Raw genomic sequence first — 14,171 nt, forward strand, 5'->3', positions numbered from 1 at the left:
GAAATCACTATGATTTTTAATAATACAATGGAATGGCCTTTAAGAACACATTATGCTTTAAATTTACTCTTTTAAGAAATGGTGGCGGAATTTACCCAGCCTGCCCGCCACCCCTTTTAAGATTTCACAATCTTTGTTCTGTATAACCAGATAATCATTTCCGAAATAAAATAAATCCCCGTTCTAGAGCGGGGATAATAGCCACAAAGTGCTAATTTATTTGTAGTGCGCTTTTTACAGAATGATGTTCTTCGGTTCTTTGAACAAACTCTCTAAAGAAAGTCTGTGCGCTCTTACCTGATCGATTATGCAATGTACTCCAAGCTGAATTATGACCATTTTCATCTTGCACATCAGTTTCCATTTTCCTATCGCTTTTAATTTTTTCCCTAGCTTCAACTACAGCCTCTCTTGCCTTAGCGAGTCCTGGTTTAGTGAGAGGATCTGCCTTATGAATTATGTCATCTAGATTTGCAATCTCTTTATCAATCTTCGCCTTTTTCTCGCGTCGATCTGAAGTAAGTTCTTTATGAATAGATGCATAATGAGGAATCACAGCATCATCGATACGATTTTCTCTTATCTCTTTACTTGATCTAACTACTATGTACTCTTTATATGCTTCAGGAATGCCCTTAAATGCACTACCAGCATTAATTTCCCATTTAACTAAAGCAACACCGAATTTAACGAAGGGTTTAAACAACCATCCCAATACTATCCCTGTTATGCCATCTTTATGACCGATTGCTTTACCCTCTTCATTACGTTCTAGACGCACATTTCCTACTAAGAAATTAGTAATAGTCGAGAAAGAACGGCTACTAAATAAATTAATCGGTTGTCCTAGCTGATGGAAATGTTGTGCTACCAACGAGGCTATACCCGCCCCAAGAGAATGACCTTTAAGGGTAATATTTTGTGGGGAAACACCTTGATCTAATAATCGTTGTACCTGGGCAATACCATCTAAAACTAAATCATCTTTTGATTTAGCTCTGCCCGTGCTTTGACCAACACCACGAAAGTTAAAACCAACGACATTAGCCTTGAGAGCTTGCGCATCTTCTTTTATATCATCAATGATATGTTCATAACACATACCATTCCCTACTAAATTGATAATATAGGGTTGATATTTAGGATCAATATTTTCTTGGGACTTATACTTTACCTCGAACGTATCTAAATGTATTCCATCATGAGTAATTACCTCATGTTTTTCACAGGCTAGATTGTCATCATTATAATAACTCACAGAGTCATCACTAACTGCTAAATGAACAAAACTCTCATTTTGTGCGGGCAGCACCAAACTACCGACCCCTTCACCAAGCAATTTATTCGCCCCGAGTTTTATTAAATCCCAGAATAAAACAGGAGGAAAAACAGACCGAATTGCAATAAACTTAAACCATTCCCAACCACTATATCTCGGTTTTGGGGCATTATAAACCTTAGCCATTATTCAATCTCATTACATTTAGTGTGCTAAAATTATAAGCAAAAAACATTAAGGTAATATTAAAGCTTCTCGTAAATTGAGAAAAGATTTGATTATCATCATTACAACTCAATACTTTGATTAAGACAATGATAAAACACTGAGCAACTGAGAGTTTCTTAATTGGCAGCATGAGCAGTGAGCTGTCAACCGAACGCGAGCAAGTTGATTTTCCCTAAACCAAAACCAACTACCCTCATTCTTTTCAACATAACTCAATCAATTCAAGAGACCCGCGACTGATTTAAGTTGCTCTGGTTGAAGCAACTGAATTTTCTTATGCTCAATAGAAATAATTTTATTATTTTTAAATTGAGTAAAGATCCGGCTAATCGTTTCTGCTGTTAATCCCAGATAATTTCCAATATCTTGACGAGACATCGGTAAAAAAAATTCTATGCCTTGCTCACAAACAACCAATCGCTTAGATAAATCAATCAGAAAAGCAGCTAGACGTTGCTCTGCAGTGACGAAATTTAAATAATAACCTGTAGCTAATTGCTGACTAATTAAATACAAAATTTGCTTCTGCAAGCTGGAATGAGAACGCAATAACTCCAGAAAATGAGTATAGGGAATCTCACAAACTAGTGCATCAGAAAGCGCAGCCGCTGAATAAAGATAGTTTCCGCGCGCAATGGCCTCAAAACCGAGGATTTCACCTGCAAAGTAAAACCCACGTAGTAATTCATTACCGTCTCGGTCTACTTCATAAGTTTTTAAACACCCGGACTTAATCGCATACAGACTATGAAACGTAGTTTGAGGAAAATACAGGAACTGCTTTTTTTTAAGCACATGCTGTTGGCTTACTGCGGCATTAACTTGATTGACCCATCGCGACTTAGGCTCTTCTAACGTGCAAAAAGGGGAAAATCCACAGTACGAACAGGATTGAGTATCTTTTGTGTGCATGAGGACGCCATAAATTTCTAATTAGTATAGTTTAGCTTGTTTTTAAGCCTTTTTATATTTTTCCATGATGTAAATCAGGGTATTTGGAGGAGTGCCGCATATAAAATGAAACAAGCTAATCGAGCCATAACATGGCGAACAATTTTTAGCTTATAAAATCAACAGCGAGAACACAATGAAGAAGAAATTAACCCAAACTTTAGTTGCTGGAACCTTACTTTCAATAGCGATACCAGTAATGGCCGATTCACCCTGGCTCGTTCGATTACGTGGAATTGGCGTATTACCTAGTGAATCAAGCTCTACCATTAGCATCATTGGGGGTAAAGTAACTCACATTAGTAATGAAATAGTCCCTGAGTTAGATTTCAGTTATTTCGTTACTCCTCATATTGCAGCCGAACTCATTTTAGCAACTTCACGACATAGTGTAGAGGCGACCAATACAGTTCTAGGGACGGTTAACTTAGGGAAAGTAAGCGTGTTGCCGCCTACCTTAACAGCCCAATATCATTTTGATCTTAGCCCCCACATCAAACCCTATGCAGGTGTCGGGATTAACTACAGCTATTTCTTTGATGTTAATAGTGGCCCCGTAGCAACCAAGATTCATTATAGCTCCAGTGTGGGCCCAGCATTACAAATAGGGGCTGATTTTGCAATCAATGATCATGTGTTCATTAATGCCGATTTAAAAAAAATCTGGCTCAATTCGAATGTAAAGGTATACACACCCATCGCTCAATTGAATACCAAAGTAAACATTGACCCTTGGATAGTAGGCTTAGGTGTGGGCTATCGATTTAGTTAAGAACCTTTTACTTTTATTTTAGTAAGTGATTACCAATATTTCGGAGCGCTCATCATCAAATCGATTACACGCGATATTTCTTTGACATTAGTTATCAAATTATTGCTTCTATTTATTTTGTGGTGGGTTTGTGTCCGAACCATGCATCCCCAGCTTGAAAAAGGGAGTAGTTGGTTACTCGACACACAAGAAAGGCCAGTTATTATTAAGAAACAAGAGGTGTTTAAATGATTCCAGCAACAGAGGTGGTTGACCTCTCTCGATTACAGTTTGCATTAACTGCACTGTACCATTTCTTATTTGTCCCGTTGACCTTAGGGTTTTCCGTCCTATTGGCGATTATGGAAACCGTTTATGTCATGACTGGTAAAGAGATTTGGCGAAAGATGGTGAAATATTGGGGCATCTTATTTGGAATTAATTTCGTCCTGGGTGTGGCAACTGGCTTAACCATGGAGTTTGAATTTGGGACAAACTGGTCCTATTATTCTCGATACGTTGGGGATGTTTTTGGTGCTCCATTAGCCATTGAAGGATTAATGGCCTTCTTTTTAGAGGCTACCTTTGTCGGCTTATTTTTCTTTGGATGGGAACGCCTATCCAAACTACAACATTTGGTTTGTACTTGGCTGCTGGCTTTAGGTACAAACTTATCAGCACTTTGGATTTTAGTTGCAAATGGATGGATGCAAAACCCTGTAGGTGCCTATTTTGATTATCAAACCATGCGCATGGAAGTGAGCAGCTTTTTCGATATTTTATTTAACCCTGTCGCCCAAGCAAAATTTGTGCATACCATCAGTGCGGGATACGTTACCGGATCGGTATTTGTCCTCTCCGTTAGCGCTTATTTTATGTTGAGAAATCGCAATAAAGATTTTGCAAAACGCTCCATGACCGTTGCGACCTCTTTTGGTTTGGCTGCAGCCTTATCAGTCGTTGTTCTTGGTGATGAGAGTGGCTATCTTGCCAATGAAGATCAGAAAATGAAAGTCGCGGCTATGGAATCCATGTGGGAAACCGAGACAGCACCTGCTAGTTTGACTCTTTTCGGCATTCCCGATGAACAAACAAGAACGACAAAATACGCAATTAAAATTCCCTATGCCTTAGGGATAATAGCGACTCGTTCGTTTAACACCCCATTACAGGGTATTAATGAATTAATTGAGGATGGCAAAAATCGGATCAAAGATGGTCTGCTGGCCTACAATGCATTAAACACGTTGCAAAAAGCTCCTGATAATAAAGAAGCAAAAGAACTCTTACAAAGCCATGTTAAAAATTTAGGCTATGCCCTATTACTTAAAAAATACTCATACAATATTATTGAAGCAACAGAAGACCAGATAAATCAAGCAGCAAATGACTTAAAACCTAAAGTAGCTCCGCTCTTTTTCTCTTTCAGAATTATGGTTGCCTGTGGTTTTTATTTTATCTTGCTGTTTGCATTAGGTTTCTATCTCGCCGCGAAAAACAAATTACACACAACACTCTGGTACCACCGGATGGCATTTTATTCTTTACCACTGCCATGGATTGCAGCAGAACTAGGCTGGGTAGTTGCGGAGTACGGGCGCCAACCCTGGGTGGTGCAAGGAGTTTTACCGACCTTTATGGGAGCGTCCAGCTTATCAACAAATCAAGTTCTGACCTCATTAACAGGTTTTGTATTATTTTACACGATCTTAGCAATAGTGGAGCTCTTCCTAATGGTTAAATACATTCGGCTTGGCCCAGACAGAATGCTGATTGAATAAATCTTAGCAAACCTTATTGATAAAGACATTCATTACGGAGTGGAACATGATTTTAGATTATGAAACCTTAAGAATAATCTGGTGGCTATTGCTAGGCATTTTATTAATTGGCTTTGCAATTATGGATGGTTTTGACCTAGGTGTTGCCATGTGGTTACCTTGGCTTGCTAAAACCGATATCGAGCGTCGTATTTTGATTAACACAATAGGACCTACTTGGGAAGGCAATCAGGTCTGGTTTATCCTCGGTGGTGGGGCAATTTTTGCAGCATGGCCCGATCTTTATGCATTATCTTTTTCGGGTTTTTATTTGGCCATGTTAGTTGTTTTATTATCTTTAATATTAAGACCTGTTGGCTTTAAATATCGCTCTAAACTGGATAATCCTACATGGAGATCCACTTGGGATTGGCTCCTTTTTATCGGCGGATTTGTACCCGCGCTAATTTTCGGAGTGGCCATAGGCAATGTTCTCCAAGGTGTCCCCTTTAATTATGACGACAGCTTAAGAACTATGTATACCGGTACTTTTTTACAGTTACTAAACCCTTATGCGCTCTGTTGTGGCGTACTTTCCGTATTAATGCTTGCCATGCATGGTGCATTTTTTATCCAGATAAAAACTGACGGAACGTTGCAACAAAAAGCGAGAAAAAGCGCGCGCTACGCTGCTTTATTGATGACTATCTTATTCGTCATAATGGGTTTTTGGACTAAAACTCTTGATAGTTATACCTTAACCAGCGTCATGCCACACGACGGCCCATCAAATCCCTTGTATAAAGAAGTAGACATGCAAGTCGGTGCATGGCTCACTAATTATAAGGCGGCGCCGATTACTTTATTGGTACCTCTTTTGAGTATTGTCTGTGCATGGCTAGCCATTCTATTAACTAATAAAACGGTGATCGCTTTTATATTAAGTAGTTTGAGTGTAGGTTCATTAATCGCCACTGTAGGGGTGAGTATGTTTCCCTTCATTCTACCCTCATCAACGCATCCCAAGCATAGCTTAATGGTATGGGACAGTTCATCAAGCCAAATGACTTTATTCATTATGCTGATTGCAACAGTAATTTTTCTGCCGATTATTCTGGCATACACTGCATGGGTTTATCGAATTCTTCGCGGTAAGGTCACTGAAAAAACCGTTACAGAACAACCAGCTTCATATTAACACTAAGGAGAAGATAATGTGGTATTTCTCTTGGATTCTTGGAACGGGACTTGCTTGTTCCTTTGCAATATTAAATGCAATGTGGTTGGAGTTAAGAGATCAGCAGAACTCAGAACCCGATAAGAAGGGGTAAATAAGGTTTTGCCATTCCCACCTCCGTGGGATGGCAGTACCTGAGGTGCTCTTGCATCGCGAAGTCTCTCTATTACAATGGTGATTGCATGTTTTTGAATGATATTTCCGAACAATTAATACTAAATTATGAGGGTCAGATTCCAAGATACACGAGCTACCCAACAGCCCCTCATTTTTCCCCTGAAATTAACAGCACGGTTTATTCGCAATGGCTTAGCTCGCTCCCATCACAGGACACTCTGTCACTTTATATTCATATTCCATTTTGCCGACAATTATGTTGGTATTGCGGATGCTCTACTAAAGTCACTAATAAAGAGAAATCACTTGCAGCATATAGTGAACTAGTAAAACAAGAAATAGCTTTAGTTGCTTCACTTTTATCTAAGAACAGGGTGACCCACATTCATTTTGGTGGCGGATCACCCACGATGTTACCACCTCAGCTCTTTTTAGATTTGATAAGCACCATCCACAATTTATTTAATGTATCTCCGCATGCAGAAATAGCCATAGAGGTCGACCCGCGTACCGTCGATGAAGATAAAATATACGCCTATGCTTCTGCTCGGGTAAATCGAGTGAGTATTGGTGCACAAGATTTTAATCTTGAGGTTCAACAAGCAATTAATCGAGTGCAATCATTTGAATTAGTGCAATCCTGCGTTAATCTTTTTAGACAGCATGGGATAAACAACATAAACCTTGATTTGATTTATGGATTACCGAAACAAACTATGGAAGGTATTAAAAACAATATAGACGCTGTTTTTCTATTGAGTCCCAATCGAATCGCCCTTTTTGCCTATGCCCATGTCCACTGGATGAAAAAACATATGCAACTCATCCACGAGCAGGACCTACCGAGTAACGCCACGCGAATAGAAATGTTTGTCACAGCCTCTGAAAAACTAAAGCAAGGAGGCTACTTACCTATTGGCCTCGATCATTTCGCTAAACCCACTGATGCGATGACACGTGCATTAAATGCAAAAACACTCAAACGGAATTTTCAAGGATATAGTGTAGAGCGTGCATCGCATCTCATTGGTCTTGGAGTTTCATCAGTCAGCCAAGTATGCAACGGATATGCACAAAATACTTCTGAGCTAAAACAATATAAAAATGACATATTAAATCATCAATTACCCATTGCGCGCGGCATAGAAATTTCCGATGAAGATCAATTAAGAAAAAAGATTATTGATGAAATTATGTGTTACTTGAAAGTGGATCTCAAAGAACAGTGTGAACTGTTTAATTATCCATTTGATTATTTTGCTAATGAGCTTAATTTATTAGACGGTTTAGTCCGGGATGGACTTGTAACGGTTAACAATTACGTCATTCAAATCCACCCGAAAGCAAGGCAAATAACTCGCGTGGTAAGCAGTTATTTTGACCGATTTTTTAAGAAAAATACTCAAAGACATTCAAGAATTGCTTAAGCGTCAAGTGAAACAAACGTTGTCTCAAAAGGCTACTAATTTGCTTGGGTAATATCACTAAAAATGCCATCAAAATTCCCGCGGCTTTGACCGCGGGAATTTTATAAAGGTAGTTTTCTCAACTTGATGCCATGCAGGACATTAGCTGGGCCTTTAAGCCCAACCTATACTTTTTTCAAAAATGCATGGTTACTCCGATGCATTCGCTCTGCGTTGATTTTGTTTCATTTCTTTACGCGTCTGAATAATTGCAGCAACATCACCTCCAATGTGTGTTTCACCACGCGCTTTTGCCAGCTGATTTTGCTTTTCTCGTTCTTGATGGCGTTGTTTTTGTATCTCCGTATGTTGATCAACACAATGAGGACAACTCACCCCCTGAACATAAGACGCACTACGCATGTCTTCTTCACTAATTGGCAAACGGCAGGCATGACATTGTTCATAACTACCTTTTTCCAATGAGTGATTTACTGCAACGCGATCATCAAATACAAAACACTCCCCTTCCCATAATGATTCAGCTGCCGGTACTTCTTCTAAGTACTTTAAAATCCCTCCTTCCAAATGATAGACTTCTTCAAAGCCTAACATTTTTAAGTAAGCTGTTGATTTTTCACAGCGAATACCCCCGGTACAATACATCGCTACCTTCTTATGAGTTTCAGGTGAAAGGTTCTCGGCTATATATTGAGGAAATTCACGAAACGATGCGGTATTTGGATTGATTGCGTTTTTAAAAGCCCCTATTTGTACTTCGTAATCGTTACGGGTATCAATTACAGTAACATCCGGAGAACTAATTAGCGCATTCCACGCCTCAGGTTTTACATAAGTTCCCACAACATCATTCGGAGATACTCCTTCCACACCCATAGTGACAATTTCTTTTTTCAATTTGACTTTAGTTCGATTAAAGGGAATTTCATCAGAAAAGGATTCTTTATACACAATATTTGCCAATGACCTATGTTCATTAAACCAGCCATACAAAGCATCAATCGCTTCTCTTGTTCCTGCTACAGTGCCATTTATGCCTTCTTCAGCCAATAATAAACTACCTCTGATTTTATTAAGTTTCATAAAACTTAATAAAGGCTCTTGTAACTGAAGATAGTCACTTAATGATACAAATTTATAAAGCGCAGAAATTACGTAACTCATATGAACTCACTTTAAATACTGAAATTATTTGTGGTTATATTATACACTATCCTTGGCTATAAATGTATGAATATCCAGCCTGTACCGTGGATCTGCCCTTAATAGTTTGGACATTGAATCTTTCTTGCAACAGAGCCAGCTTTTCTCTGAAACTACAGTGTTGGGCTTATCAGCCCAACCTATATTCTGTTTAATTTCTAACCGAAATAAACTTAAAAGGGGTTGCAGGCTTTAACGCCGAAAAGGCATCGCCAGCGTAAATTTGTCCCTGCGCTAGGTCAAGCTTTAATACCGGAGATCCTTTAGCAAAATTTAATTGATTTAAGTTAATCCAAAAAGTATTCGGACGAGTTGATGAATCAAAATAATAAACCAGATTTTTCTGATCCGAAATCGTACGCCATAAAGTTGAAGCGATATTAGGTTCGTTAGGGGTAGTAATGCCCAATGGAACACTTACAGAGCGTAAAACGCTCAAAACATTAGCTACCGCTTGATAAGCATATGAATGATCTGGCACACTTTCGATATAGCTTTTATTTAAACTTTTAGGAACTGCATTAATCAAAAACGAGGTTCTGGCAAAGCGATCTGCGGCTCTGTTAGTCCCTGGTAAAAACACGGTACCGCCGATAGACTGCCAATAAGTATTTAAGGCTAATTGTTGATCATAAGTGGGTGAGTTGGTCATTACGGTATATTCTTTTCCGTGATGTACTACGAGCTTCCCATTAATGTATTCAAAAATTGCGGAATCACCAGTAGAATCAGATAAAGACAAATGCAGCTGGCTCTGCTCTCCATTGGGAAGAGACATAGTTAATAAATGAAAGGGGCGAGCTTGCATGGATTGCACAGCCTCAGCAACTGTAGCAAAATTATCCAGGGCATATTGCCCCCAAAGGCTTATTGATAACGGGGGATTTTTTTCACTGTCATTGCCGTAATCAGATTCGGCTAAATAAAGTAAATTCATCACTAAGCCTTTTTCATTCATCCCATCAGCACTAGCAATTCCATATACTGAGGTGACGACACTACCATATTTTGCTTCCCAGCGCGGAGAGTCAGGGCCTGCTTCGCCATTCCGTTCAATTCCCCGGGGTAAAACCCAAATATCAGAGCCCATATCCTCAGACCAATCCATAGAACGACCAGTAATTACCGTATTATCTGCACCATTATAAAGCGCTCTAGTACACGCAGATGCCGAGCTAATCGCGACCAGGCCGCCCAAAATACTTGCTTGTATAATTCCTAAAATAAATCTCTGGTACATTTGAAATTCCTTTTTAATTTAAAATTCCTAAAATACGATAGCTGAAGTAAAAGGAAAAAATCCCTCATTAACTTAAGCTGCCTCTGCTCCATCCAATTCACCGTCATCAGATTCTGTAGTAGATAAACGATTAAAATGCCAAGAACAGTAAAGAGCTCCGACTCCGCAGGCCATTAAACCTAAAGGTAATGCATTAAGTGTCCGCATGAGAAAATAAGCACTAACTATGGTTAATAACGAAGAGCCAAACATTCTTATGGTATGAATAAAAGCTAGAGCAATTCCAGTATTTTCTTTAAAATCGGCTAGCATTAAGGACATTACTGCCGGCGCAATAACACTAATCCCTAAATTACAAATTAGAGCAAACGATAAAGCGTACAAATTAAACCCATAAAGAGTGGAGCTCATCAACATCGCAAAGCCCCCTATGAGTATAAGCCAACTTCCGAGATAAATAGTAGATGCCATACTAAAAGACTTGCGTAAATGAATTCCTAAATAATTACCTACGATAATATTTAATCCATTAAAAATAAAAATAACTCCATAGGCCAAGGGTGAAAAACCAAATTGATCAATAATCAAATAAGAAGAGTTAATTACTGAGAGCATTACTGCTGCAAAACTAAACATCATAATCAATGAACCACTCCACAAATAAGAAGAGGGTAAAATTTCTTGATATGATTTTATTACTTTTTTAATTGAAAAAGTTTGTTGCGGTGCAGTCCAAAAAGGCGATTCAAAAAGTCCTTTACGTGTTTGTAGCAGTAATGCCATGCCAATAAAGGCCATCAATGCAAAATTTGCTTGCCAACCACAATAAGTAAAAATAACAGAGCCCAAAACAGGAGCAAGAATTGGCGATATTGAGACAATCATGGAAACATAGGATAAGACTTTTGCCCTTTCTACTGCGTCTTCAAAATCTCTAGAAATTGAAAAAGCTACTAAATTAGCACAACATAAAGCGAAACCTTGTAAAGCACGTCCTAAAATCAACACCTCTATGTTAGGGGCGACAACACAAATTAAACTTGCAATAACAGCAAGAACTAGACTGCCTGGTAACAAACGCCGACGACCATAATGATCAATCAATGGCCCCCAAATTAATTGAGTGCACCCAAAAACAAATAAATAAATACTTAAAGTAAGCTGACTTAAATCGTGGGTGGTTCCAAAGTAAGTCGTGATGTATGGCAATGAGGGTTGATACAAATCAAATGTTAGTAAAGAAAAGGCCGAGAGTAATCCGATAAGTAAAATAGATGTTTTTGATTGCGTCATAATAACTCATAAAAAAAAGGAATTATTTTAGTTCAATTTGATTTGATTTTCTATAATCAATTCTCATAACCACATCTCGCTCTAAATAAACACATAAAAAAGACAGCGTCAATTTAACATTTGAACATACAAAAAAATACGTTTGGCGAATTTTAGGTGCAAAGAATCTCAGCCGCCGCAGAATTCCCAATATTTAACCTTCTCATCACCTAACGTCATAGCCAACCCATGCATTAAACTAATTGGAAGTGTTATCATTACAAACCAGTAGTCCTCTTACTCATCCAAATTGCAAGTGTCGTTCAACTAGGTAATGAGACCGGTGGGAGTTATAAAAATGACAATCGCCGCAAAAATACTTTTTTCACGTTTAAAGTTTAATTGACAGTGCCGTATAAATTATTACTCGTTTCTGCAACGTCGCCTTATGTTGATTTATTTGCCAAAAAATATATAATACGCGCAAAATATAGCCGAAATATGTAATTGAATGTTAGTAAAATTAACATATCAAGAAATTTATTCCCCTTCCTTGCTGGAGAAAAAAATGTCTGATATTTCATTAGTAATTAAAAGATTTAACGCCCTATCTACGACAACTCAGGTTAAACCAATCGTTGCGGCCCTCCAGCAAGTCGCAGCCAAAACAGCGGGAGATGATTTAATTGCAAAGCTAAGAAGAAAATTATTGCCGTTAACCACAGAGGACAACTACAGCAGCAGTAAGCAAAATCTTGTCGATCTAGCTTATGACACGTTATTAATTCTTGCGGAACTTTATCCACTGAACAGTGTGGAGCCCATAACACTATTAGATATGAAGGATATAGACCCTAGCGATCGTATCTTTGTTTCGACTGGGCATCAATTTTCACTGTCCCAATTAATTGAATGGCATAACCAACGTGCTTGTCGTACAGGGGAAACCGATACTAGCAAATCCTTACTCAATCCTTTAACGAATAATAAGTTTTCACCAAAAGATTTAACTCATGTATCAGCCCTGGCTGATAAAAAAAGCACTGTTCGCCCCGCAATAAATGAGATGATTTATAGTTGCATTTCTTCATTATGGGAAAACGATTTGTTTTGGGCATTAGTAGTTTATCCGGCCTCTCTTATAGTTGCTTACTCTGCTACGATGGGTGTTGTCATACCTATTATTGCTTTAGGGGGAGTTGATTTTAGCCTTTCCTTGTTGCTATTTAATGAATTATTTTCTGCCCTGCTCATTTCTTATCTAGGATGTATTTTAGCGGCAATGGCAGTTGTGATTGCACAAGACCCAGACCCAATTATCGATCGACTTGGACATGGAGTAGAAAGAGTAACCTCTTTGATTACTTCCCCATTTCGATGTTCTGCAAGTTTTTTTAACAACAATAGTGTCGAAGAGGAGGAATTAACTGAGAACTTTTTACTATCCTCTATTTAGAGACGATTTGAAATTTAATTGCTTGTAACCTCTGTAGGGATATCCTTGAGGTTATAGGAGGCTCGGTTTTGTCTCAAAAAAATAATTGCAGATGTAAAACGAATAAAGACTAGGCGAGTTTAGGCTGCCAGGGTATAAAGCCCGTTTAAAAATAGACTGATTTCTGCCTGAAGATGCTTTTCGGAGCATATAGTGTAGTAGCCTCGTCAATTTACCTTTCATCAAATACCTCAGAGCTTCTTTAATTAAGATTAATACAGAATTTTTTTGCATTCCTTTGCACTCAATAACAAAAGCTCTATTGTTATCATCGTCATAAGCTAATAAATCTATCTCTGTAGCTCAATTTTCATCTTTTATTACTATGTTCCTTATTTAATTCTGGGCGATACCCCACTTCAGATATTTTCTTGGTTTTAAATTCTAATTTAAAGCCATATTTTTGCCTATTCTTAATATGCTCTTCATTAATTTCCATTTTTCTCTCAATCAATATTGAAAAAATCATAAGAGTCCCCCTCCCTATGGCATCCGCATTATAAATACCGATAAAAATCCGGCTTATAGACAGGGCGATTAATCAGTAAAACGTGAAGGAAATTGGCTTCCCACGACAGTCATGCGCAGATAAAATTTCGCAACACCCAGCTTGAAACAGATCATGGCAAGTACAAGCGACTGATCAATCCTGTAGGAGAATTCCAGTCCATGAAGCCAGTCTATGCGACTATCAAAGACTTTGAAATCATGCGCATGTTTAAAAAAGGTCAGTTCAATATGTGGATGTACGTAAACCGTGATGAATCTCTTTTATTAATGAGCTGTTTGGACTATAGAGCTGATTTGTGTCTAAAATTTAGATTTTAGTGTTCATAATATTTTATGCAACGTAGCCTAAATAACTATTCGCTTGTGCACCAGCTCTATAATATATTCTTCAACTATACACCATCACAATTTCCATTTTGGAATAAATTAATTTCAAAATAAACTCATTCTAAATTCAAAATAACATTGATAAGCTTGTATAAGATGGATTTTATTATTATTTTAATTCCATATAAAATTTTTTCTCATTAGTTAAATTAAGTCTTCGGCTCATAAACTTTTTTAGAGAGGCATTTAATAAATGAACACTCATCAAAAAACTAGTTCTTTGGGTTAGAACAGCTACTCACCTTAGAACAAATGAAACATACTTTATACCTTTTCATAGTGCCTAGAACAGAATGCTACATATAAACCTAAGA

13 protein-coding genes and 1 pseudogene are annotated in these 14,171 nt (G+C 38.0%); 8 read left to right on the top strand and 6 right to left on the bottom strand.

Annotation, left to right across the window (positions count from 1 at the left end; genetic code table 11):
* Positions 1–211 precede the first annotated feature (211 nt).
* Positions 212–1,465, bottom strand: coding sequence for an alpha/beta fold hydrolase (locus tag E1P08_RS13275; protein ID WP_133137497.1), 1,254 nt, complete (start codon positions 1,463–1,465; stop codon positions 212–214).
* A 258-nt stretch (positions 1,466–1,723) separates the two neighbouring features.
* Positions 1,724–2,419, bottom strand: coding sequence for a Crp/Fnr family transcriptional regulator (locus E1P08_RS13280; protein ID WP_133137498.1), 696 nt, complete (start codon positions 2,417–2,419; stop codon positions 1,724–1,726).
* A 175-nt stretch (positions 2,420–2,594) separates the two neighbouring features.
* Here E1P08_RS13280 and E1P08_RS13285 point away from each other — a divergent pair, with 175 nt between their 5' ends.
* The 6 genes from E1P08_RS13285 (at position 2,595) to hemN (ending at position 7,750) form a co-directional block, all read left to right on the top strand.
* Complete coding sequence (locus tag E1P08_RS13285) at positions 2,595–3,230, top strand: OmpW/AlkL family protein (protein WP_207387371.1); 636 nt, start codon at positions 2,595–2,597, stop codon at positions 3,228–3,230.
* Positions 3,231–3,311: 81 nt separating this feature from the next.
* On the top strand, positions 3,312–3,461 hold the full coding sequence (locus E1P08_RS17690) for a hypothetical protein (protein ID WP_423202236.1): 150 nt from the start codon (positions 3,312–3,314) through the stop codon (positions 3,459–3,461).
* Positions 3,458–4,990, top strand: coding sequence for a cytochrome ubiquinol oxidase subunit I (locus tag E1P08_RS13295; protein WP_133137499.1), 1,533 nt, complete (start codon positions 3,458–3,460; stop codon positions 4,988–4,990). Before E1P08_RS17690 ends, E1P08_RS13295 begins: the two co-directional genes overlap by 4 nt.
* A gap of 46 nt (positions 4,991–5,036) precedes the next feature.
* Positions 5,037–6,167 (top strand): cytochrome d ubiquinol oxidase subunit II, encoded by a 1,131-nt coding sequence (gene cydB / locus E1P08_RS13300; RefSeq protein ID WP_133137500.1) that lies wholly within the window; start codon positions 5,037–5,039, stop codon positions 6,165–6,167.
* Positions 6,168–6,180: 13 nt separating this feature from the next.
* The gene (gene cydX, locus E1P08_RS13305) at positions 6,181–6,300 is read left to right on the top strand and encodes a cytochrome bd-I oxidase subunit CydX (RefSeq protein WP_207387373.1); all 120 of its coding nucleotides are present in this window, start codon (positions 6,181–6,183) and stop codon (positions 6,298–6,300) included.
* 88 nt (positions 6,301–6,388) lie between these two features.
* Positions 6,389–7,750 carry an oxygen-independent coproporphyrinogen III oxidase gene (gene hemN / locus E1P08_RS13310; protein ID WP_133137502.1) on the top strand — a complete coding sequence of 454 codons (1,362 nt, stop codon included), beginning with the start codon at positions 6,389–6,391 and terminating at the stop codon, positions 7,748–7,750.
* A 453-nt stretch (positions 7,751–8,203) separates the two neighbouring features.
* Here hemN and trhO read toward each other — a convergent pair.
* From trhO to E1P08_RS13325, 3 genes and pseudogenes are all read right to left on the bottom strand, one after another.
* Positions 8,204–8,914: pseudogene (trhO, locus tag E1P08_RS13315) on the bottom strand (oxygen-dependent tRNA uridine(34) hydroxylase TrhO); the annotation flags it as partial.
* 190 nt (positions 8,915–9,104) lie between these two features.
* Positions 9,105–10,193, bottom strand: coding sequence for a linear amide C-N hydrolase (locus tag E1P08_RS13320; RefSeq protein ID WP_133137504.1), 1,089 nt, complete (start codon positions 10,191–10,193; stop codon positions 9,105–9,107).
* Between the two features lie 72 nt (positions 10,194–10,265).
* Complete coding sequence (locus tag E1P08_RS13325; protein WP_133137505.1) at positions 10,266–11,486, bottom strand: multidrug effflux MFS transporter; 1,221 nt, start codon at positions 11,484–11,486, stop codon at positions 10,266–10,268.
* Between the two features lie 547 nt (positions 11,487–12,033).
* Here E1P08_RS13325 and E1P08_RS13330 point away from each other — a divergent pair.
* The gene (locus E1P08_RS13330; RefSeq protein ID WP_133137506.1) at positions 12,034–12,921 is read left to right on the top strand and encodes a hypothetical protein; all 888 of its coding nucleotides are present in this window, start codon (positions 12,034–12,036) and stop codon (positions 12,919–12,921) included.
* A gap of 349 nt (positions 12,922–13,270) precedes the next feature.
* On the opposite strand, the gene E1P08_RS17220 is transcribed toward E1P08_RS13330, so the two are convergent.
* On the bottom strand, positions 13,271–13,429 hold the full coding sequence (locus E1P08_RS17220) for a hypothetical protein (RefSeq protein WP_165485180.1): 159 nt from the start codon (positions 13,427–13,429) through the stop codon (positions 13,271–13,273).
* A gap of 92 nt (positions 13,430–13,521) precedes the next feature.
* Between E1P08_RS17220 and E1P08_RS13335 the strand changes: the two genes are divergently transcribed.
* On the top strand, positions 13,522–13,788 hold the full coding sequence (locus tag E1P08_RS13335; protein ID WP_242602466.1) for a DDE-type integrase/transposase/recombinase: 267 nt from the start codon (positions 13,522–13,524) through the stop codon (positions 13,786–13,788).
* The last annotated feature ends 383 nt before the right edge of the window (positions 13,789–14,171 follow it).

The organism is Legionella rowbothamii, assembly GCF_900639985.1.
GTDB classification, from domain to species: Bacteria; Pseudomonadota; Gammaproteobacteria; order Legionellales; family Legionellaceae; genus Legionella; species Legionella rowbothamii.